The following is a 23,018-nucleotide window of genomic DNA, read 5'->3' on the forward strand; positions in this document are numbered from 1 at the left end:
GGTGCTTACGCTCTTACACAGAGAAGGAGACGGGTATGTTATACAACCTGGTTTCGGCCGTTTTGCTTCGCTTTATACAGTGCTTTGTCTGCCACTTTTAGCACATTAGCGGTTCTGGAGTCTTCCAGGCTGTCTGCAACACCAATACTGACGGTAATTTGTACGACTTCGGATTGCTTGCTCTTCCCGCGTTTTCGTTTGCCGTCTTCATCATCAGAAGGCCGTTTCTCAAAATCTCTGATGTGCATCGGGTAACTTGCTATGGCTTCCCGCAATTCTTCAAGCGCATCCAGACACTGATTTTTGGTTTTTCCCTTGATTAAGATAGTGAACTCTTCACCACCAAAACGGTAAACATCCGCTTTGATATTGATATTCAGGAGTAGCTGTGCAACTAAACGCAGGACATCATCGCCTGTCTTATGTCCGAATTTATCATTGAATTTCTTGAAATGGTCGACATCCAGCATCGCCAGTGTGTATGTACGGCCAAGGTGCTTCAACTCAGTTTCCATTGCCCGGCGTCCGGGTATGCCGGTTAGCGGATCTATGAAAGCCAATTCATGCGAACAGGAAATCAGATTCAGCAATAGCAGGCTGGAAGCGGCTGTAAAGGCAATACTGGAAATATAGGGTTGCTGGAACTGAAATAGCGTTAGCCCGGTAAACAACAGACAGATGAAGGTTGCCTGATCATAGCCTTGATTTCTTTTCAGAATAATAGAAGCGCTGGCACAAACCAGAGCCACAATCATTGTAATCAAGAGCAAAGGCAACGGCGAATACTCACCTAAGGTATAAAAATACATCTGCCAGGTGGCGTTATAACGTTCAGGATTTACGTGTTTTATCAGTAACCAGCCCCAGCAAAGCTGCAGGCCCAGCACGCTGAGGTAGATCAAACCAAAGCGCGAGAAAAGCCGCCTTTCAGGAATGAAGTGAAGTTGGAACAGGTTAAGCGGCAGCAGTACTGCCAGTAAAATATACGTCAGCCCGGTTTGCGACTGAGAAAGTGGTGCCTGAAGGTTTTGCTGGATCAGGTAGTAGGCAAGCAGCATCAGCATCGCACTGATCCCTGTCTTACTTTGGTTGAATGGCTGACACAGCATCATGACCAAACTCAAGAGTATATAGGGGAGCAGCAGCAAAACATCAACGTGCTGCGACATGATAGCAACGATGTCACTATGAGCCGCAAAAGTGCCTGCCACAAGGGCCAAAGGCAAAGCGAAACGCATTTTGGCGTTTCTAAATACTGAAAATGAGAGTGTATGCATTACAATATTCCCTATCAAGGAGATATCATAGCTAACTTAATGCTTAATCCCAACACATTTGAATGCTTACACTCGATAAGGTTGGCCAATGAGTTTTTTTGATTCATAGGTTAGATGTATGGAATTAATAAGCCCTGCTTGGTTATCATTTAGGGTTTGCTAAATAAAAACGGGAAAAGACGACGAACGTCTTTCTCAGATAATGCATTCATTTTTTCAATATTGCGCTCAGGTATTCCTTCAGGATCAGGATAGTGAGCCAGTACTTTTTCCATACTATCTTCACGGATCAGGTGAAAGATGGGGTATGGCGCACGGTTTGTCAGGTTTTCCGCATCATCTGGTTGAGTCCCGTAAAAATAATAATCAGGGTGAAAACTGGCGACTTGATAAATACCATCCCGGTCGCACTGTCTGATCAGGGCGTCTACCATATCAAGAAACTGATTGTACTCGTCAAAATCCTGTAAAACGTTAGGGCATACGACAAGGCTTGTATCAAGATCACACACTGGTGTCTCATCTAAACGTATTAATTCCTGATAGATATTCTCCATCAGTGTTTCCAGAGAATCCGTCTCATAAATTGCAATACGAATTTGTCCCTTTCTGCGTGGTTTTGCAGCGAACGGGCACAGATTTAAACCAATGACGACATTATCAAGCCATTGTTCAACGTTGTGGAGATACGACATGGAATACCAGAGTGTATGTATGACTAATCAGATTGGAGAGTGAAACCAGGTTGGAGCGTGCCAACCTGGTTTTTGAGATGATCACGCTTTTTCGGTTTCAGCCTGATTTTCTGCGGGTTCCTGAGGGTTTATTTCAGGGAATTGCTTCACAGGTTTGGCAACCAATTGACGTGTTGTTTCACGGACTTCAGTCAGAACAATGTCGAAGTGATCACCAAGCTGGAACTCACGCACTTTATCAATATTAATGATACCCAGATCACCGTTACATTCGATGCGTTGCTTGTTGTCCAGAATCAGTGGCGCAGGAATAAAGGCCGAGGCTCCGTTTTCAAGCAAGCGGACACGCATGCCGGCGCGGTTGATGTCGAACACTTCCGCGGTAAAGACGGTACCTTCCTGAACGGCGTCTTTGAGCAGGCGAACATACAGCCAGTCAGCCACATCACGTTCAGCCATGCGGTGATTACGGCGATGTGTGGCAATTTCCTCACCAATATTGTCATCTGGCGTTTGCGCAGGTGCATTGCCGGAAATGACCGCTTTCAGCATCCGGTGGTTGATCATATCGCCATATTTACGAATCGGTGATGTCCAGGTTGCGTAGACATCCAGGCCCATTGCGAAATGCGGAGCAGGCGTGTTGCCCACTTCACTGTAAGCCTGGAATTTGCGCAGTCGGTTATCCAGATAAGTCGTATCCAGCGTGTTCAGCCAACGGCGAAGGGCGCTAAAGCCTTCCAGTGTCAGCAACTGCTCTTTTTCGAATGGCGCTTCAGCATGGGTCAGGAAGTCCATGGCGGTATCGAGTTTTTCAGGATTGAAACCAGCATGGGTGTTATAAACACCTTTGCCGAATTTTTCCTGAAGCATACGACCGGCACAGATATTTGCGGTGATCATGGCTTCTTCAATCATTCGGTTCGCCGTACGACGCGGATCGGTATGGATCGCGATCACATCGTTGTCTTCGCTCAACTCGAAACGGTAGTCCGGACGATCCGGGAACACTACGGCGTTTTTGCTGCGCCAGTCGCTACGGGCATTGGCAAAAGCCTGCAGGGCTCGTACCTGCTCATTGATAACTGCTGAAGGAGACCAGTTTGCTGAGCTGCCATTTTCCAGATAGTCGGAGACATCATCGTAGCTTAAACGGCCTTGCGAACGGATCCATGCCGCAAAGAAAGTAATGTCGTCGCCAATCACACCGTTTTTATCAACCGTTACACGGCAACATAGGGCAGGGCGTTTTTCATTCTCCATCAGAGAACAAAGCTCATCACTCAATTCGCGCGGCAACATGGGGATGTTGCGGCCTGGCAGGTAGATTGTGAAGCCGCGTTCGCGAGCTTCTTTATCCATCTCATTACCAACTTCGATGTAAGACGTCGGATCGGCAATCGCTATGGTGATCTCGAAGCTGCCATCTTCTTTCGCTACGGTATAAATGGCATCATCCATGTCTTTGGTTGATTCGCCATCAATCGTAATGAAAGGAATCTCAGTCAGGTCTTCACGTGTCAGGCCTTCGTCCAGCATGTTCCAGCTCGCTTGCGGCGCAGGTTCAGCATTCGGAAGATCATGGCGTGCCAGCGTGACCCACCAAGGGGCAATTTTATCTTCGCTATCAGTAATCTTTTCTTTGATTTCACAGAAGAAAGTCTTGTTATCGCCAACAAGGGGGTGGCGAGTCAGATGAGCGACAGCCCAGTCACCTTCTTTCAGGGTTTCAGGGTTTAATCCCTTGACTGTGCGGGCTTTGATGGCTTCTTTCAGCTGTGGATGATCCGGAACAACATTCAGGCGATCTTTGAACAGCTTGACGCGGCCGATAAAGCGAGTCATGAACTGTTCAACCAATTCTTGCGGCTCAGCAACTTCACGCTCTTTTTCTGTACGAATCACAGCAACAACACGATCGCCGTGCATTACCTTTTTCATATAGTTAGGTGGAATGAAGATACTTTCTTTTCCATCGACTTCCAGAAAACCAAAACCGCGGTCAGTGGCTTTGATTTGGCCTTCCTTCTTAGGAAGCGATTCTTGAATTTGTTTTTTCAGTTGTGCTAAAAGCGGATTATCTTGAAACATTATGCCTGGTCCCGGATTATGAACCGTCACACTATACGTATTAACAGGCTCAAAACCAAGGGTAATCCGACTTTTCCGGCTTTCGGTGCCAAGAAGGGCAGTCAGTGCTGTTGATAAAGCGATTCATCTTGCAGAAAATCAGGTGATCAGGATGCGAACAATCATTTGCCGGAAAAATGTCAGAACGGCTTAATATACAGTGATATATGTATCAATAGGCAGGTGGGCTTTTCTGGCGGCATAACGGACATTAATTGTTCATATTAATGATTGGTCACAAATGTTGCAGAAAGTTATCCTTCAATTTTCGAAGTGTGCACCTGAGGTCGTTATTATTTTCAATCTGGAGTATTTTGTACTCTGTTCTACCCACGATGAAGTGATAAGACAGATAATCGCGTAAGGAAAAGCATGTCGTTTAAACTCAACGATGAGTTGGATAAACTCGTTGATACGCTTGCCCGTCAGGCAAACATGGAGCGTTGGTGCCATCGTTTGCTTTCAACGCTGCATCATATGCTGGATTTAACCTATCTGACATTGCTTGTTGAACATGAAGGCCAATCGAAAGTGCTAGCAAGCTGGATGGGTAATGAAGAGTTTAAGTACTACCTGCATCCTTTACCCTTATCGAATTACAATGGTGTACCGTCAGAGTTACTTTTAGAATCCAAACAGTCCCGTAAGAGCGTTTCTGCACAGTCTGCGACACCGTTCAAAGCCATCTGGAAAGATCAGTCAGGTGATTGGCGCCGAGTGATTTTTCCGATCATTATGCACGAAAAAGTCGTAGCCTATTTATACGCAGAAACGCCAATTCCAGAACGACTGGATGACAACCTGAAAGCCTTCGAGCGAGTGCTGTTATTGATCGCGTCTGATATCAGCGTACACATGCTGCGAGAAGAAGCACTGACGCATAATATCAGCCGGCGCAGTGTTGAGGCAGAACTGGAAGTTCGCAACTACTCGCTCAGAGAGTATTTGTCTCTATTAAAGCAGTTACATGAAGTCACGCTGGCACTTGCAGAATCTAACGATCTGGATTGTTTGTACAGAACCGCGATAGAGCTGGGCCGAAAAAAGCTGGGCATCGACCGGTTAGCTATCTTTCTGACTGATATGCAGCAGTACACCATGCAAGGGACGTATGGCACTGATCCTCAGGGTAACGTTGTGTCACGCCGCACTTTCGTGAACGATATTCCCGATCATCCGCTGGTCCATGAAGCACTCAGTCGCAAAGACGTGGTCGTCGTTAAGGAAAATGCGCCGCTTTATTATGGTACGCAGCAGGTCGGTACAGGCTGGAATGCCATGATATCCATGTGGAACAGTGACAACTGTATTGGCTGGATTGCAGCAGATAACCTGATCAGCCAGCGAAGCCTGACTGATCACCAGAAAGAAATCATGAAATTATTTGGCGCGGCGCTGGGCCAGCAAATCGTGATTAAGCAAAGTCATGAAGCATTGACCAAGCTGAATGCTGAACTTGAACAGCGCGTGCATTTGCGTACTCAGGAATTACAGCAGACCAATAAGGCATTAGAAGATGCGAACCGTCGGCTGGAAGCCTGGTCCATGCAGGATGGTCTGACTGGCGTGGCGAACAGACGCTTTTTTGATTTGACGTTGAAACGCTACTGGCAGGTGGCTAAACGCAGAAAGTTACCGCTGAGCATTATTATTCTGGATGTGGATCATTTTAAGTCTTTTAATGATACCTATGGGCACCAAAGAGGCGATGTGTGCCTTAAACAGGTCGCGGTGACATTAGACAATATAGCGAACCGCTATGAAAAAGCGGTATTCAGCCGTTATGGCGGCGAAGAGTTTGTCTGCCTTGTACCGGAAATGCATGCTGAGGCGCTCAGGCTGCTGGCTGAAGAAATGCTTGAGGCCGTCAATCAGTTAAAGATCCCGCATTCTGGTACGCGTCAAGGGGTTATCAGTATCAGCATGGGTCTGTATTCCAGAGTGCCGACGGAAGATATTCAGGAAGAGGTGCTGTTAGCCGGTGCTGATCAGGGGCTATATCTCGCAAAACAAGGAGGCAGGAATCAATATTTTCAATGGGATGAGAATCAGTATGTCTAGAAAACTTGTCAGAGTGTACATATCGCAAGCTGTTTGAATAATAAATAATTGCTTAAGTTATAATTTGTGACAGCAATCAATTTTTTCTGGTAATTTCGACTTGAATAGCGCACAATGCGCGCCTTAGTCGAGGCCCATGCTTGTGGATACAGTTGCTGAACCGTGTTAAAGGCAAAGGGGCCCCGTTTACGTTCGATTACCTATTGGGATCCCAATGCAAGAATCTGTTACAGAATTTCGCCAGTTAGAACTGGCCGACACTCTTTTATCCGCACTTGATGCGATGGGCTTCGTGGCACCTACTCCAATTCAGGCTGCTTCCATTCCACTTCTTTTAACCGGTACCGATGCGCTGGGTCAAGCTCAGACTGGTACAGGTAAAACAGCTGCATTCTCTCTGCCACTGCTGAACAAAATTAACCTGAAGCAACATAAGCCTCAGGCAATTGTTATGGCGCCTACGCGTGAGCTGGCTATTCAGGTTGCTGCTGAAATTAAGAACCTGGGTAAAAATATCCAGGGTCTGAAAGTATTAGAAATTTACGGCGGTGCGTCTATCGTCGATCAAATGCGTGTGCTTAAGACTGGTGCTCACATTGTTGTTGGTACCCCTGGCCGTGTCAAAGACCTGATCAGCCGTGATCGCCTGCACCTGGATGAAGTTCATACTTTCATTCTGGATGAAGCCGATGAAATGCTGAAAATGGGTTTTGTTGACGACGTTACCTGGATTCTGGAGCAAGCGCCAGAGTCAGCACAGCGCGTCCTTTTCTCTGCAACGATGCCACCGATGGTGAAGGAAATCGTTGACCGATTCCTACGCGATCCTGCACGCATTGATGTTGCGGGTGAAAACCGTACCGTAGCGAAAGTAGAACAGCAATTCTGGGTCGTAAAAGGCGTAGAAAAAGACGAAGCGATGATTCGTATGCTGGAAACGGAAGAAACCGATGCATCAATCGTCTTCGTACGTACCCGTCAGGATACTGAGCGACTGGCTGATTGGCTGTCTTCCCGTGGCTTTAAAGCCGCTGCACTTCACGGTGATATTCCTCAGTCTCTGCGTGAGCGTACGGTTGATCACATCAAACGTGGCGTGATTGATATTCTGGTTGCTACAGACGTTGTTGCACGTGGCCTTGATGTACCACGTATTACGCATGTATTTAACTATGATATCCCGTTCGATGTTGAATCTTATATCCACCGTATCGGTCGTACTGGCCGTGCTGGACGTAAAGGTAAAGCGATTCTTCTGGTTCGTACAAACCAGATCCGCATGCTGCGTACCATTGAGCGTGTAACCAAATCGCGTATGGAAGAGATTCAGCTTCCTATGCGTGATGACGTGGCTCTGGCGCGTTTGGATCGTCTGGGTAAAGAGCTGGAAGAGCAGAAAGAAAGCGCCAGCCTGGAAGCATTTGTTGAGCTGGTTGAGAAACTGCAAGGCTCAGTGGATGTTGATGCAACCACTTTGGCAGCCATTCTGCTGAAACGTCAGCAAGGTAATCGTCCTCTGTTCTACAAAGGTCCGGACCCTATGATTGCTGCGATCGAGCGTGAGAAGCAGCGTCGTGATCGTCGTGGTGACCGCCCGGAACGCGGTGAGCGTGGCGAGCGCAGTGAACGAGGCGAGCGTCGTGAGCGCCGTCAGTCCAACAATGCTGATTGGGATACTTACCAGTTGCAAGTTGGCCGTGAGCAAGGTGTTCAGGTGAAAGACATCGTTGGTGCTATCGCGAACGAGCTGGGTCTGAGCAAAGACTATATCGGTGCTATCAAACTGGCTCCTGAGCATACTTATGTTCAGTTACCGAAGAAGATGACCCCGGAAATCATCGCTCAACTGAAGAAACTGCGTATTCGTCAGAATGATGTGAAAGCCGTGGTTGTTGAAGACAACGTTCTTCGTGAACACCGTCGTGGCGGCCGTGATGGCGCTCCACGTGATGGTGCACCGCGCGGTGGACGTGATGGAAACCGTGGCCGTCGTGAAGGCGAGCGCCGTTTTGACCGCAACCGTGGTGGCGACCATCGTGGCAGCTTCCGTGGCGAGCGTAACCACGCTCCGCGTCAGGAACGCAGTAAGCCAAGCGCTGAATAATTTCTGACTGAAATGTCATGAAAGAAAAACCGGGGTTTCCCCGGTTTTTTTATGCCTGAAATTTACCGAAAACACGATGACAAAAGATCTATGGCAGATTTAGATTGTTACCCGTATTTTAACTGGGTCGGGCAATCCCAGAGATTTTTTATTTATTTTGTCCATTTCCTCAACGCGCCCAATTAAATAGTCTTTAAAATTGACACAACGTACAGGCATATATTTACGGGGTTTAAAGTAAAGATTCAGTTCAAACTGGCTGCTGACATAATTTTTGAGAACAGCTTGAAGTTGGCCGTTATTTAATTCTTCACTGACAAGACTGTAAGGCAGATAAGCAATCCCCCTCCGGCAAGCGCAATATTCTTCAGTATTTCACTGTCGTCAGCTTCAACGGTTTGGGCTATTTCTACTGAGTTGTATTCTCCATTTTGCTCAAATATCCATTTATTGCCTCCGACCAGTGTCGTAGCATAAAGACAAAAATGCTGCTTTAACTGCTCGGGGAGGCGCGGCTCACCGTACTGTGCAATATATTTTGGTGAACAGCAGGCGATCAATGGTTCACGGATGAGTGATCGCTTTACCAGCAAACTGTCTTTATCCTGAAAACCTCTGAAGGTTGCGTTTGCACGGATAGCGAAGTCAACTTCATGAACATGATCGACTTCAAACGCTGTTTCAAGAACAACAAAATTAATAGACGGATGGAGCTGGACATATTCACCAATAATCTGGCTAAGGTAATGCTTAGCAAACAGAGGCGTGCTGGCGATGCGTATCTGACCTTTATCTTCATGACTCAGATTTTGTACTTCATTGAAGACGTCATTGATTTCAGCGTTTATCAGGTTGAATCTGTCGTATAAACGTTGTCCTGCCTGGGTCGGTGAAATTTTTCGTGTCGTTCTTTTCAGCAGACTAACACCCATGCTTTCTTCCAGCTCATTGAGCCAGCGGCTGCCTGCAGACGCAGAAATCCCGTATTGCTTTGCAGCTTCACTTAACGAGCCATGTCGCACTACGTGTAGAAAAAAACTACTTTATCAAGCATGTCTGCATCTGATCCTTGCGCACTTCCCTGATACATTTATAGCAAATGCCGTCTTCATTACCAGTGAAGAGTTCATGACGAGGGAATGAAAACGACTAATTCACTGTTTTATATGAAATAGTACAGGATGCTCAGAGGAAAAATGCGATGTGTGTAATTTAATGTCATATTGGTAACAAACTGTCTTGATAAAGTTGATGATTATCGCTGCGGTATTCAGCAGGGCGAATTGATTAATCGATTCATTAGAGTGGTCGCAAAGGTGAATTGCAGCATTGAGGGTAATCTTTTGATTTGTTTCATCTAAAATCAACATGATGGAAGTGAGCGGTGAAGCAGTGTGCCCGCACTGGATTCGATTTTCGCTTCAGTTTTTTGAACTAAGAGGGAATTATGTATGTTGAACAATAAAGTTTGCATCGTTACGGGAGGCGCACAAGGTATAGGCCGTTGTATTGTCGAGACCTTTGCCAACCAGCAGGCTGAAATGGTCTATGCCTGCGATATGAATGCAGCAGCAATGGCTGAACTGGAGAAAACTTACAAAAATGTAAAAGCCATTGAGCTGAATGTCTGTGACCGGGAGTCGGTAAGTCGCTTTGTTGGCAACATTGTAAAAGATTATGGCCGTGTAGATGTACTGGTAAATAATGCGGGGATCACCAGAGATAACCTGATTGAGAAAATGACTGAAAATGAGTGGGATATGGTATTGGACGTGAACCTGAAAGGGGTGTTCAACATGACGCAGGCCGTTGCACCTGTCATGATGGCGTCCGGCGCAGGATCAATCATTACCATGTCATCTGTGGTAGGTACCGATGGTAATATCGGACAAAGCAACTATGCCGCCACGAAAGGCGGCGTGATTGCGATGACTAAGGGCTGGGCTAAGGAATTTTCACGAAAAGGGGCTCAGGTGCGAGCAAACTGTATCGCCCCTGGTTTTGTGGAAACGCCGCTGACTGTTAACCTGCCTGAAAAAATTCTGGAGTATATGAAGTCGAAAACGCCATTGCAGCGTATGGGTAAGCCAGAAGATATTGCAAACGGTGCGTTGTTTTTAGCCAGTGATAATTCAGCGTTTATCACCGGGCAGACGCTGAAGATTGATGGTGGTCTTGTCATTTAATGCTCAGGATTCTGCCGTTGCTTTGTTCACAGAAGCCTTGAGAAATCGAGGCTTTTTTGTTTTTAAGTCTTTCAAGTGAGATCTCAGTCCAAGGATGTATTTCTGGTCTTTTGTCCTAATAATTATGCCACTCTGAGTGAATGTAAATGTGTATAAATCATCTTTAAATATTCCGTATAACACCGTATTATTCCGGTCGTTGGCATATTTTTGAGGTGAGTGTGTGCTTTTTGGTTATATTGCACCAAGTTTGCTGCTTATCGTTGTAGGGTGTTTGTTCACGCTTGCAATGGCATTGCATAAGCAATGGCTGTGGCTGACTCGTCTCTCGCTGATTGGCTTGCTTCTGGCAGCCGCGATGGTCGTTAAATATCAGTATCAGGATCTGCAATCAGTAGGTTCCTGTCTTCATCGCCTTGAAAATCCTCGTTCTGTGCAGCATGGCTGCATACGGATGGACTGATCCCGTAACAAACAAGAAGCTTGTTTTTTATCGCGTTATGCTCTGAGGGTATTTCTCTGCTCGCCATTGTCATCTTGCTGTTAACTTTCGTAGCTGGTACTGCTTTGACTGCAATAACTCGTTAAGCTTGCTCAAAAAGCGAGTGGAGCAGTGTAATGAAAAAACTAATCTTGGCTGGTGCGGTCAGTATGCTATTGGCAGCTTGTGGTTCAGATTCCGATGACCAGTCGACGGGAAAAGTTTCCCTGGCCATGTCTGACGCCCCGGTTGATGGTTTAAAGCAAGTCTGCGTGGCATTTGACAATATTACGGTTCATCACACAGGTGGCAGCGAAGCGTCTTGGGGAACAACGTCTTTTGCCGCGGATCAAAGTTCAGCATCGTGCGTGCCCGATGGACTCTCTATTCCAGAAGATGCGAACGGAAACCCTGAGTTTATGGTGATTGACTTGCTGGATTATCAAGGTTCAAATGCCCTTCAGGTGCTGAGCGATGAAGTATTACTTGCCGGTCAATACACACAGATGCGCCTTTCTGTGCTGGAAAATGGTTCGTATTCTGACGGCACACCCTATTCACATGTTGTGACTGACACAGATGCTGTGGAAGGTATTCGCGTGCCGAGCGGTGAACTGAAACTTGATGGCTTTACTGTCGAGGCTGATTCAACTCAGGCTTACACCATAGAATTTGATTTACGCAAAAGTATGGTACTGAATGCCAACGGCTACCAGCTGAAACCTCGTGGTGTCCGTGTGGTTGATAATACAGCAGTCGCTGCCATTGGCGGCACGGTTGACGCATCGCTGTGTAGTGGCGACTTGTCTGATGCATTTGTCTATGTGTATTCACTCGCCAATGGCGGACAGTTCGGTGATTTAGGTTCTGAAAATGAAGCTCTGGCATCGGCAGCTGTTGATCCTGTCACGGGTCAGTATGAGATTGGTTACTTGCCATTAGATACTTATGACCTGAACCTGGCTTGTAACGGTAATGAAGATGACCCGGAGCAAGCCGGTGATACCCTGATTATTGATACCACACTGCTGGACCAAATACTTGGCACTGATGGTTTGACAGTGAATTTTTAATCAGCTCATTCAAAAAAAACCGCCTTCATGAAGGCGGTTTTTTTACACCTGATTATTCCTTTGCGCCCAACTGCCAAGAAAGATGAAAGTTCCCAGTATGACGGTAAACAGCCACACATTACTCATCCCGCTCAGTTGCCTGGCTAACCAGGGTGCGGCAGCAATGATCATAAAGCCATAGCCGAATGCATTGACAAAAATGAAGGCACAGGTGCGCAGGATAAAGTTCGTTCCCGACAGATAGCGCCGCAGGATCATATTGATATCTGAGCCAAATACTACAAGCAGGCATGCCATCATGGCCATTGCGATGTCGCTGATCCAAGGACGTAAAAACTGGCCAGACTCTGCGATATACCCGAGAAGAATATTCATAACCGACTGTTGTAAAACATAATGATTTTTGATGACGACAGGATACGATCACTTAGGGATACCATGAATCCCCACGCAGGCGAGATGTAGAGCAGATCACATATTGAAAGGGTTATCACGCTGGCTTATTTGGCTTTTCGCTGGTATTTCAGTCTTCAGACTCAGATAATACCCGTAGGGAAGTCCAAACGATTAAGTAGTTATGTTGCATATATCGAACACAGTACAGATAGCAGACTGGGAAATAGAAATTACTGCCATTCGCGCTCAGGGAGCGGGCGGGCAGAATGTCAATAAAGTCTCCAGTGCCATACACCTGCGTTTTGATATTAAGCGCTCCAGTTTGCCCGATTTTTATAAAGAAAAACTGTTGCAGCTCTCTGATCAGCGAATAACCAAAGAGGGTGTCATTATCATCAAAGCTCAGCAGTTCAGGACGCAGGAGCAGAATAAAGAAGATGCGCTGCAAAGGTTGCAGGCCCTGATTCAGTCGGCAACAAAGCAAGAGAAAAAACGTCAGCCCACAAAGCCGACCAAATCCTCCCAGCGGCGTCGGGTCGATAAGAAAACCCAGCGCGGACAGATCAAATCGATGAGAGGCAAGGTAACGGATTAAACGCTTGAATACTTTTGCTTTAAATCCGCCTGTTTATTCGTTTGTTTGCCGCGAAGAAGGCTGGCATACTGAGATTCTCTTCAAGTTTTCTGATAATCCGAGTGGTGATGATAAGGATGAAAAGCATTAATTCTGTAGCAGTTGTGGGCGGCACTCATGGGAACGAATTCAGCGGTATTTACCTGCTGCGCAAATGGCAGCAAGATGCCAGGCGTATTACCCGAGAGAGCTTCACGACGCAGACTCTGTTTGCTAATCCCAAAGCGCATGAAGAGAATAAACGCTATGTTGACAGCGATCTGAACCGCCAGTTTGCGGTGGACGATCTGGCCAACCCTGAGCTGGCAAACTATGAGCAAAGCAGGGCGAAGGTCATGAATGCAGTTTTGGGGCCAAAAGGGGATGCCAAAACAGATTTCATCATTGATTTACACAATACAACCAGCAACATGGGGCCAACGTTAATTGTGCTGCAATCGGATGACTTCAATATCCGAATGGGCGCGTATGTGAAAGCGCACATGCCTGAAGCTGTGGTGGTCTTTGAAGATCAAATTCCGCTGGCTGATCATAAGTTCGTTTGCTCGATTGCCCAGCAGGGCGTGATTGTGGAGATTGGCCCTCAGCCGCAATCTGTGATTCGCCAGGATGTGCTGGATTGGATGGAGACAATGACGGGTCATATCCTGGATTATGTCGATTTGTATAACAAAGGCCAGTTGCCGGAACTGCCGCCGACCTATGAAGCATTCCGTTACACTGAAACCTTAAAACTGCCGGAAAACGCGCAGGGTGAGCGAATCGGCATGGTGCATAAACATGTACAGGATAACGATTTCAAACTCCTGCATCGCGGCGATCCTATCTTTACCCTGTTTGACGGCAGTGAGATTTGCTGGGACGGCGATTATGAAGCTTACCCGCATTTCATCAATGAAGCCGCGTACTATGACAATAATCTGGCCATGTCGCTGGCGGAAAAGATCACCGTCGAGCTGTAAAAATCGCGGTGTGTACGGGTAATTGTTTACCCAGCCAGCGAGCATGAATCGTGTGATCATTGAGCTCATTCGCGGATACCGGGTGGATCAGTACAGACAGACCTTCTCTGTGCTGATCCAGCCACTCAATCAATCCTGTCTGATTATCGGCAAAATGCATTTCAAACATCGGCTTGTCGTGCGGGCCTACCAAGCGTGGCACCAGCGGGTAAATCGCCAGAATATCGGCTTTTCTTTCTGCGATAATGCGCTGGCGCACCTGCTCCGCTAACTCCAATTGCGGTAAATCAAAATAGACGTGAGCATGAAACATAAGGACTCCCTCTCTCGCAGTAAATACCTTTCAAGTGCCTTCATCTTACCTTGACCATGGCACAGCACCAGAGTGCCAGAATGAATAGATCGTTCGAAAAAGTTGAACTAGCCTGAACAATCATCGTGATACCAGGATTGTTAATTTATGGGTTTCACTGCATATTGTGCATTTGCTGACTGATTATTTCGGTCAGTTTTCTGCCACACAATCATGTAAGGACACACGATGAAAACAGCCGTTCTGGTGATCGACGTACAGCGTATCTGCTTTGAACCGCAACCTCAGCCATTTGAAGCAGATGCCGTGGTGGCTCGGATTAACCAGCTCACCACATGGGCCAGAGACAAAGCCTTGCCTGTGATTTTTGTTCAGCATGAAGCGCCTGATACAGAGATAGCCTATCAGACCGAGGGCTGGCAGTTGCATACTGATTTGATCACCGCAGAAGGCGATGTTTTTGTCCGTAAAACGACGCCGGACGCCTTCCATGACACCCGACTGAAAGCCACTCTGGATCGTCTTGAGATCGAACAGCTTATCGTCTGTGGCTATGCGACGGATTTTTGTGTGGATACCACCACACGGCGTGCGGCGGTTATGGGTTATGAGATTGAATTAGTGTCAGATGCGCATACAACCCATGACAAGCCGTATGCAACTGGAGAATTGATCCGGCAGCATCATACCTTTGTGTTGTCGGCAGCACAGAGTTTCCCGACCAAGATTCAGGCAGTCACCACCGCTGAGCTGATCGAACGCTGAGTAACTGTTGAAAGTGCCGGGGATGAGTGAAGGGGAGGAGAGTCTCCCCCTATATTTGGTCCCGGCTCATCAAGAGGCCTGATAACCCATCAGGCTAAGCAGTTCCTGAGCGGTTTCAATGGCTTCACTACGATTGGCGATGTTGAGTTTCTGATACAAATTACGGATATGGGTTTTTATCGTCGTGGCAGCGACATCCAGTTCAGACGCAATTTGTTCGTTGCTGTAACCGGTATAAATTAATCCCAGCACTTGCCATTCCCTTTGTGTCAGCGGGCTGGTTCTGATCAGCTCGGGCAAATCAGGTAAATTGAGCAGTTTTTCAACAAAGGCTTCATCAAAATGGACCAGCCGGTGGCGCTCTTTACTGTTCATTTCACGCAGCAATTGACGCGCTCTGTGTTGCGACAACTCGTTTAATAATTTTTCATCGATCAGTTCTTGCAGTAAGTCCTGAATTTCTTCGGCTACAATCAGGAAGTTGCCGACCATGCCAGTGCTGTTGGTCAGTCGCAGTGCTTCAGCAAGATGGGTTAACGCGGCTTTGCGATCCCCGGCTTTTTTCCTGATCACAGCCTGGAGGATCAGGTTCCGGTTTCTGTCCGTGACCAGATGATGCTTGTCGCAACTGTCCAGCAGCATACTGAGAATATGCTGGGCCTGGTCAATCTGACCCAGCATCAGGTGCGCCATCGCCAGATTGCGCCATTGTTGCTGCTGGAAATGGTTGCAGGCGCCTTCAGGCTGCTCTGCTTGCGACAACCAGTGACGGACACTCTCCAGCTCTTTGGTTCGTTGCCAGTAAAGCAGATTCGCGACATCGGTATTCGCCCGCCAGTCGATGTGGAAATCTGCAGTGTCCATCAAATCGTTGCAGCGTTGCAGATAACGCGCGGCTTTGTCCTGTTCACCCCGGGTGATCGCAATCCGGGCCAGCATAGAGTAGGCCTGCAGGGATTTCGTGTCATCATAGGGGGCCAGCACATCCAGGCTTTTCAATGCGGCTTCTTCGGCTTCATCAAGCCGGTTCCAGCACCAGAGTATCTGCGATTTCAGGCGCAGCAGAAATTCATGCATAGGAACTTGCTGTAACTGCTGCTCACGGACTAATTTGAATCCTTGTTCCAGCAGTTCAAAGGCGGGCTGGACGGATCCCTGCGCCAGCAGGATTTCACTTTGCTGTAATAAGGCCCACAGTGCCTGATGATAGACATGGTATTGACGCGCCATCTTTTCAGTTTGCTGCATCATCGGCAGCGCACGGCTCAGATTGCCGAGACAGTGATGCACTTCGCCGACCACAGAGGTGGCGACGATGCGGCTGCGATAGGTGTTGGCCGGCAATTGTCCCAGCGACTGCTCAGAGAGCAACAGGGCTTCTTCCGGTTTGCCTTGATTAATCGCTACCTGCGCACGCAGCGCATTAAACTCGCCCTGAAGTGCATCATTAAAACTGATGTGATTACTTTGCATTTCAGCTTCAGATTCAGCAATCAGATCACTCACTTCGTTATACCTGTGCTGGCTTTGAACCAGCCAGAGCCGGAGCAGGATCAGGCGCGGGCAGCTAAAAAGCATGTCGCGATCTAACGTTGCGATGCACTCTTCCAGCAGTTTGAGTTCACCGTGGTGAAACATACTCCAGCCATGATCGCTGAGAATAGATACCATCATTGTCTGGTTGTTGCTTTTTCGCACGTGGTAAAGTGCTTGCTGCGGACTGCTTTGATTCAGCCAGGCCCTGGCCGCTTTGTTATGGAGATCCTTCCGCTGTTCTGGAATGTGCGAGTGGCGCTTGTGGCGCAGAAATTCTGCAAATAAGTGATGGAACCGGTACCAGTTATCCGCTCCTTCCAGCGGGGTGATAAAGAGTCCGTAGCGGTTCAGGTACTCCAGCTTCACCAGTGCATCGCTGCGTCCGGTTAAGTCAATCACCAGCTCGGCGTTAAACATATCCAGTACCGAGCATTGCAGCAGGAAGGCTCTTGTGTCTTCATCGAGTAAATCGAAAACCTCTTCGGCCAGATAGTCCCAAAGGTGGCTGCGGTTAAAGTTGGCCAGAGACAGCGCTGATTCAATCAGATGGTTCGGTCTTTGCTGTGCATGAAGGGCGATGAGCTGCAAGGCGGAAGGCCAGCCTTCTACCTGAGCACGAAGGCTGCTGAGTGCACTGGTTTCGATCTCATTGGCGACACGTTTACTGAAAAATCGTGTTGTTTCCTCTTCATCAAAAGCTAACCATTCATGGTCGACTTCGATCAGCAGATCTCTGACTCTCAGGTTTGCTGTTCCCAATGGTGGCAGGCTGCGGCTGGTGACCACCAGAGTCAGTTCATCCGGCATGTTTTTCAGGAAGAAACGCATGCCGTCGTGGATGTCTTCGTTGTTGATGACATGATAGTCATCCAGCACTAGATAGGTCTGGTGCGGGTAATCCTGCAGCTCGGCAAACAACTCGCTGAACAGGGTACTGAGGCAGGCGAATTGGCGGCGCTCAGCCATCGCCCTGGTCTTCAGACAGGCATCTTTTGTGGCCTTATTGAGGGCTTGTAGCAGGTAATTCGCGAAACGAAAGGTGTCATTATCACTGTCATCAAGGTTAACCCAACCCGTATGCGGATGTTCATTCAGCCATTGAGAAGCCATGGTGGTTTTGCCATAGCCCGCCGGAGAGCGGAAAAGCACCAGGCGATATGAGGGGGCCTGATGCAGCAGGTCCAGCAACCTGGGACGCATAATCGCATTGTGCAACCGTCCGGGACGGGTAAGCTTTGAAGGTATCCACATAATTATGATTAATCTTTATCGTCATGAATGATTGTGCAGGCGTATTTATCATTACCCGAGTTACTCACTAAATCATCAGTTGTTATACCTCTCATCCCCGGAAATCAGGGGTTGGTCACACTTTCGTAACAAGTACCGTTATTTTTATCACTTCCCTGTACAAGCGCATTGCCAGCGATATTTGTGATAAACATCAGAACCGCAGTGGGGGATCTCCCCAAAAGTCAGCGGCTTGTCACACAATTCTCGCGAGCGGATCACTACGCCCTCGAGCTCCTCCCTCCACCTCCACGGCATGGGATGATGTTTTTCCGGTACCGCGCAGGCAGCATTAGCCTCAACAGTTTTTCATTTTCTACAATGACAACCCGACAGCGAGAAACGAATGATGCAAACGCAAACCAAGATGCCTACCTTTGATAAGGCGGCTTTTCAGGCTTCGGTTGAGCAACATCTTCTGGTGACTTATGCCCAGACACCTGCGACAGCGACATCACGCCACTGGTATCTGGCCATGAGCCGTGCACTGGCAGACATCAGCACAGGCAACCTCATTGAGACCGAGCAGCAGTTATCTGCCCAAGCCTGCCGCAGTGTGAATTACCTCTCACTGGAGTTTTTGATTGGTCGCCTGACCGGTAACAATCTGATCAGCCTGGGCTTGTATGAGCAGGTGTCCGGCGCTATGGCTGCGCTGGGTCAGAACCTGACCGATTTACTGGAAGAAGAACGCGATCCTGCGCTTGGCAATGGCGGACTCGGCCGGTTGGCGGCATGTTTTATGGACTCACTGGCCGCGCAGGAATTTCCGGCTGTGGGTTATGGGTTGCACTATGAGTACGGGCTGTTCAGGCAATCTTTTGATCATGGCCGCCAGATGGAAGCCCCGGATGCATGGCGTGGTCAGGAAGGCTATCCGTGGGAAGTCCTGCGTCCCGAGCTGAACCAGAAAGTCGGTTTGTATGGCCACGTCGAGGTGTACACCGATGAAGCTGGCGCAGAACGTCGCCGCTGGGTGCCTGGCATGCAAGTCGACGGGATCGCCTGGGATCTGCCGATTATCGGTTATCAGAATAACAGCGTTTATCCTTTGCGCCTGTGGGAATGCCGTGCGCCGGCACCCTTTGATCTGGCGCTGTTTAACGACGGTGACTATACCGGGGCGCAGCAGGCGGCGATTCAAGCCGGTAATGTCACCAAAGTGCTGTACCCGAATGACAATCATGAGCAGGGTAAAACCTTGCGTCTGATGCAGCAGTATTTCCACTGTGCCTGCTCGGTGGCCGATATTCTGCGTCGTCATCTGGCCGCAGGCCATGCGATTGAAGATCTGGCCAAGCTGGAAACCATTCAGCTGAATGACACCCACCCGACAATCGCAATTCCCGAACTGATGCGCATTCTGCTCGATGAGCACTTCATGAGCTGGGACGATGCCTGGTCTGTCTGTAATTCAGTCTTTGCCTATACCAACCATACCTTGCTGCCGGAAGCACTGGAGACCTGGAGCGAATCACTGATTGCTAATCTGTTACCGCGTCACTTGGAAATCATTTTTGAGATCAACCACAGATTTATGGATCTGGTCGAGGCGAAATGGCCGGGCAATGATGAAGTGAAACGCAAGCTGTCTGTGATTCAGGAAGGCAACGAGCGTATGGTGCGCATGGCAAACCTGTGCGTGATTGGCGGTTATGCGGTGAACGGCGTGGCAGCGCTGCACTCGGAGTTGGTTAAGCGTGACCTGTTTCCTGAGTTCGACGCACTGTATCCGGGGAAACTTCAGAATGTCACGAACGGTGTCACCCCGCGGCGCTGGCTGAAATTCTGTAACCCGGCGCTGAGTTCACTCATTAATGAAAAAATCGGCACAGACTGGCCTGCTAAACTGGAACAGTTATCGTCACTGGCTGACTTTGCCGATGATGCCGAGTTCCAGCAAGCTTTCATGGCTGTGAAAAAGGCCAACAAACAGCGTCTGGCCGACTGGGTGGCTGACAACATGGGGATTGAACTGAACACAGACGCCATCTTCGATGTGCAGATCAAGCGCCTTCATGAATATAAGCGCCAGCACCTGAACCTGATCCATATTTTGTCGCTCTACCACCGTCTGCTCAGTGATCCGAAATTTGAGATGCAGCCGCGCGTGTTTATCTTTGCAGCCAAAGCGGCGCCGGGTTATGCACTGGCGAAAGACATCATTTTTGCCATCAACAAAGTGGCAGACAAAGTGAACAATGATCCTCGCCTGGGTGGCAAGCTGAAAGTGGTCTTTATCCCTGACTATCGTGTCAGCCTGGCGGAGATCATCATCCCGGCGGCCGATGTGTCGGAGCAAATTTCGACGGCCGGTAAGGAAGCATCCGGTACCGGAAATATGAAACTGGCTCTGAACGGTGCGCTGACTGTCGGCACCATGGACGGCGCCAATGTTGAGATCCGGGAAGAAGTCGGCGATGACAACATCTTCATCTTTGGCTTGCTGGTCGACGAGGTGATGGAACTGGTTCAGAAAGGCTATCAGCCAACCCGTTACTACGAGTCTGACAGCTTGCTGAAAGCTTCACTGGATCTGCTGCTGGGCGAGACCTTTACACCGGGTGAGCCGGACGCATTGGCGGGCATTCGAGACAATCTGCTGGAAGGGGGCGATCCGTATCTGGTACTGGCCGATTTCGCTGATTACGTCACGGCTCAGGAACGTATTGACCACGCTTACCGGGATCAAGCCGGCTGGGCGAGAAAAGCGATCCTCAATACCGCGCTGGTCGGCAAGTTCAGCTCAGACCGCAGTATTCGCGACTATGTAGAAAACATTTGGCAACTAAAAGCGGTCAAACGCTGATATTTATGCCGGGGCTGACTAGTCCCGGCGTTATTGTAAGTAGTGACATAGGCTGAATCTGTGGGAGAGACAGTCAGCCTTAACCGTGTCACGGAGAAGAAGAATGAGAACAGAAAAGGTTGTGAAAGAGATTGCCGGACAGGTCGGGCTGGCTGACAGCTATATCAGTGCCTGGGGCGATGAAACATCGGTGAGTACGGAAACACTGAGCAGCTTACTGAGCGCGCTGGGTTACGATACCAGCAGTGATCAGGCGCTGACAGCCTCAGCGGCCAGATTACAGCCAAGAGAAGTGCTGGCGCCGGTGAAAGTGGTCCGTCGCGGTGAACCTGTGCAGATCGAGCTGACTTTGGGGCGCAGTGCCCGTATCAGCGATTTCAGCTGGCGGCTCGAAACCGAACAGGGCGAGGTGATGGAAGGCTGGCTGCAGTCGCAGCTGGTGACAGATGACCGTGAGCAAGGTGGCGGGATGACATTCGCGTTGCCTGAACTGGCGCTGGGCTACCACAAGCTTGAGATTTTCCGTAAACGCCGTCAGTCACCCTATGAGATGACGCTGATCGTCACCCCAACGGCTTGTTATAAGCAGCCGGCTCTGGAAAAGGGCAAGAAACTCTGGGGTGCCAGTGTCCAGCTGTATTCAGTACGTACCGGTCATAACTGGGGGATTGGTGATTTTGGCGATCTCAAACATCTGGTGTCTGATATTGCATCCCGTGGCGGCGATTTTGTCGGCCTGAACCCGATCCATTCTTTGTTTCCGGCCAATCCGGAAGGGGCAAGCCCGTACAGTCCGTCTTCCCGCCGCTGGCTCAACATTATCTATATCGATGTGTGTTCCGTACCGGAATTCGCTCAGTGTGATGAAGCGTTGCAGTTAGTGGGTAGCGATGCATTCCAGCAGCGTCTGGTGGCGGCCCGTGACAGCAACTGGGTGAACTACAGCGAAGTGGCATGCCTGAAAATGCTTGTGCTGCCGATGCTGTTTCACACCTTTCAGCAACGCCATCTGGCGTCACTGACCGCCCGTGGCCGACAGTTCCTGGATTTTGTCGAAACCGGCGGTGAAAGTCTGCTGCATCAGGCCGCGTTTGATGCCTTGCACGCTGAACTGAAAGCGCAGAACGACCAAATCTGGGGCTGGCCGGTTTTCCCGGAGCAATATCGTCATTTTGATAATGCAGCCGTGAAACACTTCATTGCCGCCCATCCTGAGCAGGTGCAGCTGTATATGTATCTGCAATGGCTGGCTGATACTCAGTTGGCAGAAGCGCAGCAGCTTGCCGAAGAAAAAGGCATGGTGATGGGGCTTTACCGGGATCTGGCCGTCGGCGTGTGTGATTCCGGCGCAGAAACCTGGGCCGATCAGGATGCCCTGTGCCAGGGAGTCAGTGTCGGGGCGCCACCGGATATTCTTGGTCCGCTGGGACAAAACTGGGGATTGCCGCCATTCAATCCGCAGGCCTTGCGCAAAACGGCCTATCAGCCGTTCATTGAACTGCTGCGTGCCAATATGCGCCATTGCGGCGCGTTACGGATCGACCATGTGCTGGGACTGCTTCGCTTGTGGTGGATTCCAAAAGGTGAATCGGCCAAGCAAGGCGCGTATATGTACTATCCGGTTGATGACCTGATGGCGATTCTCGCGCTGGAAAGTCACCGCCATCAATGTACCGTCATCGGTGAAGATCTGGGCACAGTGCCGGATGAAATCGTCGATAAACTGGCGAGCGCCGGCATTCACTCTTACAAGGTCTTTTTCTTCGAAACGGCGGAAGACGGTGGCTATTATTCTCCGTCGCATTATACCGCGCAGTCGATGTCGGCCCTGTGTACCCATGATATGCCGACACTCAGAGGCTTCTGGCATTGCGACGATCTCAAGCTGGGCCGGGAGCTGGGTTTGTACCCGGATGAACAGCAACTGCAGGGACTGTTCGACAGCCGTGCTGAGAGCAAACAGCGCATTCTGGACAGCGTCAACTGGCATGGCTTCCTGCCGAAAAATGTTGGCCGCGACGCGCAGTATGTCCCGATGGATCGCACCCTGGCCGAAGCGCTGCAGTTACATCTTGCAGCCGGTGCCAGCGCATTGCTGAGCCTGCAACTGGAAGACTGGCTGGAAATGGATAAGCCGGTCAATATTCCGGGCACTGTGGATGAATATCCGAACTGGCGACGTAAACTGGCAGTGAATCTTGAAGATCTTTTTCACCGTCAGGACATCATGGATCTAACCAAACGGTTGACGGATGTACGCCGTCAGGCGGCTGAGAAGCAGGAGTAACACGTGGGCGCCGGACGTG

At 49.1% G+C, this 23,018-nt stretch carries 16 protein-coding genes and 1 pseudogene; 10 read left to right on the plus strand and 7 right to left on the minus strand.

Annotated features, from left to right (window positions below; all coding sequences use genetic code 11):
• Nucleotides 1-38 precede the first annotated feature (38 nt).
• The 3 genes from P4S53_RS00730 to P4S53_RS00740 form a co-directional block, all read right to left on the minus strand.
• Entirely contained in the window at nucleotides 39-1,277 is a 1,239-nt protein-coding gene (locus P4S53_RS00730) for a GGDEF domain-containing protein (protein ID WP_337110920.1), read from the minus strand.
• A 149-nt stretch (nucleotides 1,278-1,426) separates the two neighbouring features.
• A complete protein-coding gene (locus P4S53_RS00735; RefSeq protein ID WP_337110921.1) occupies nucleotides 1,427-1,972 on the minus strand; it encodes a DUF1415 domain-containing protein in 546 nt (181 codons plus the stop codon).
• Between the two features lie 81 nt (nucleotides 1,973-2,053).
• Complete coding sequence (locus P4S53_RS00740; protein ID WP_337110922.1) at nucleotides 2,054-4,063, minus strand: exoribonuclease II; 2,010 nt, start codon at nucleotides 4,061-4,063, stop codon at nucleotides 2,054-2,056.
• A 411-nt stretch (nucleotides 4,064-4,474) separates the two neighbouring features.
• On the opposite strand from P4S53_RS00740, the gene P4S53_RS00745 reads away from it, so the two are divergent.
• Both P4S53_RS00745 and P4S53_RS00750 read left to right on the plus strand, forming a co-directional pair.
• The gene (locus P4S53_RS00745; protein WP_337110923.1) at nucleotides 4,475-6,163 is read left to right on the plus strand and encodes a sensor domain-containing diguanylate cyclase; all 1,689 of its coding nucleotides are present in this window, start codon (nucleotides 4,475-4,477) and stop codon (nucleotides 6,161-6,163) included.
• A 214-nt stretch (nucleotides 6,164-6,377) separates the two neighbouring features.
• On the plus strand, nucleotides 6,378-8,267 hold the full coding sequence (locus tag P4S53_RS00750) for a DEAD/DEAH box helicase (protein ID WP_337110924.1): 1,890 nt from the start codon (nucleotides 6,378-6,380) through the stop codon (nucleotides 8,265-8,267).
• Nucleotides 8,268-8,366: 99 nt separating this feature from the next.
• Here the strand turns inward: P4S53_RS00750 and P4S53_RS00755 are convergent.
• A pseudogene (locus P4S53_RS00755) lies at nucleotides 8,367-9,321 on the minus strand (LysR family transcriptional regulator).
• A gap of 397 nt (nucleotides 9,322-9,718) precedes the next feature.
• Between P4S53_RS00755 and fabG the strand changes: the two are divergent.
• The 3 genes from fabG to P4S53_RS00770 all read left to right on the plus strand — a co-directional run bounded on the left by fabG (nucleotide 9,719) and on the right by P4S53_RS00770 (nucleotide 12,007).
• Nucleotides 9,719-10,453, plus strand: a complete 735-nt coding sequence (gene fabG / locus P4S53_RS00760; protein ID WP_337110925.1) for a 3-oxoacyl-ACP reductase FabG — start codon at nucleotides 9,719-9,721, stop codon at nucleotides 10,451-10,453.
• A gap of 223 nt (nucleotides 10,454-10,676) precedes the next feature.
• Nucleotides 10,677-10,916: a hypothetical protein gene (locus tag P4S53_RS00765; RefSeq protein WP_155804819.1), complete on the plus strand. Its 240-nt coding sequence runs from the start codon at nucleotides 10,677-10,679 to the stop codon at nucleotides 10,914-10,916.
• 155 nt (nucleotides 10,917-11,071) lie between these two features.
• Nucleotides 11,072-12,007, plus strand: coding sequence for a DUF4382 domain-containing protein (locus P4S53_RS00770; RefSeq protein ID WP_337110926.1), 936 nt, complete (start codon nucleotides 11,072-11,074; stop codon nucleotides 12,005-12,007).
• Between the two features lie 42 nt (nucleotides 12,008-12,049).
• Here the strand turns inward: P4S53_RS00770 and P4S53_RS00775 are convergent, their stop codons facing one another.
• On the minus strand, nucleotides 12,050-12,382 hold the full coding sequence (locus tag P4S53_RS00775) for a DUF3392 domain-containing protein (RefSeq protein WP_337110927.1): 333 nt from the start codon (nucleotides 12,380-12,382) through the stop codon (nucleotides 12,050-12,052).
• A gap of 202 nt (nucleotides 12,383-12,584) precedes the next feature.
• Here P4S53_RS00775 and arfB point away from each other — a divergent pair, with 202 nt between their 5' ends.
• Nucleotides 12,585-12,998: an alternative ribosome rescue aminoacyl-tRNA hydrolase ArfB gene (gene arfB, locus P4S53_RS00780; RefSeq protein ID WP_337110928.1), complete on the plus strand. Its 414-nt coding sequence runs from the start codon at nucleotides 12,585-12,587 to the stop codon at nucleotides 12,996-12,998.
• A 116-nt stretch (nucleotides 12,999-13,114) separates the two neighbouring features.
• Nucleotides 13,115-13,999 carry an aspartoacylase gene (locus P4S53_RS00785; protein WP_337110929.1) on the plus strand — a complete coding sequence of 295 codons (885 nt, stop codon included), beginning with the start codon at nucleotides 13,115-13,117 and terminating at the stop codon, nucleotides 13,997-13,999.
• Here P4S53_RS00785 and P4S53_RS00790 read toward each other — a convergent pair.
• The gene (locus P4S53_RS00790) at nucleotides 13,983-14,312 is read right to left on the minus strand and encodes a DOPA 4,5-dioxygenase family protein (RefSeq protein WP_337110930.1); all 330 of its coding nucleotides are present in this window, start codon (nucleotides 14,310-14,312) and stop codon (nucleotides 13,983-13,985) included. The genes P4S53_RS00785 and P4S53_RS00790 overlap by 17 nt on opposite strands.
• Before the next feature lie 228 nt (nucleotides 14,313-14,540).
• On the opposite strand from P4S53_RS00790, the gene P4S53_RS00795 reads away from it, so the two are divergent.
• Entirely contained in the window at nucleotides 14,541-15,077 is a 537-nt protein-coding gene (locus tag P4S53_RS00795) for a cysteine hydrolase family protein (protein WP_337110931.1), read from the plus strand.
• 69 nt (nucleotides 15,078-15,146) lie between these two features.
• Here P4S53_RS00795 and malT read toward each other — a convergent pair whose 3' ends face one another.
• On the minus strand, nucleotides 15,147-17,864 hold the full coding sequence (malT, locus tag P4S53_RS00800) for an HTH-type transcriptional regulator MalT (protein WP_337110932.1): 2,718 nt from the start codon (nucleotides 17,862-17,864) through the stop codon (nucleotides 15,147-15,149).
• 385 nt (nucleotides 17,865-18,249) lie between these two features.
• Here malT and P4S53_RS00805 point away from each other — a divergent pair, with 385 nt between their 5' ends.
• Together P4S53_RS00805 and malQ are read left to right on the plus strand one after the other, a co-directional pair.
• The gene (locus tag P4S53_RS00805; protein ID WP_337110933.1) at nucleotides 18,250-20,712 is read left to right on the plus strand and encodes a glycogen/starch/alpha-glucan phosphorylase; all 2,463 of its coding nucleotides are present in this window, start codon (nucleotides 18,250-18,252) and stop codon (nucleotides 20,710-20,712) included.
• 103 nt (nucleotides 20,713-20,815) lie between these two features.
• Entirely contained in the window at nucleotides 20,816-22,999 is a 2,184-nt protein-coding gene (gene malQ / locus P4S53_RS00810; RefSeq protein ID WP_337110934.1) for a 4-alpha-glucanotransferase, read from the plus strand.
• Nucleotides 23,000-23,018 lie beyond the last annotated feature (19 nt).

Origin of the sequence: Photobacterium sp. Hal280 (assembly GCF_037162255.1) — a bacterium.
Classification (GTDB): domain Bacteria; phylum Pseudomonadota; class Gammaproteobacteria; order Enterobacterales; family Vibrionaceae; genus Photobacterium.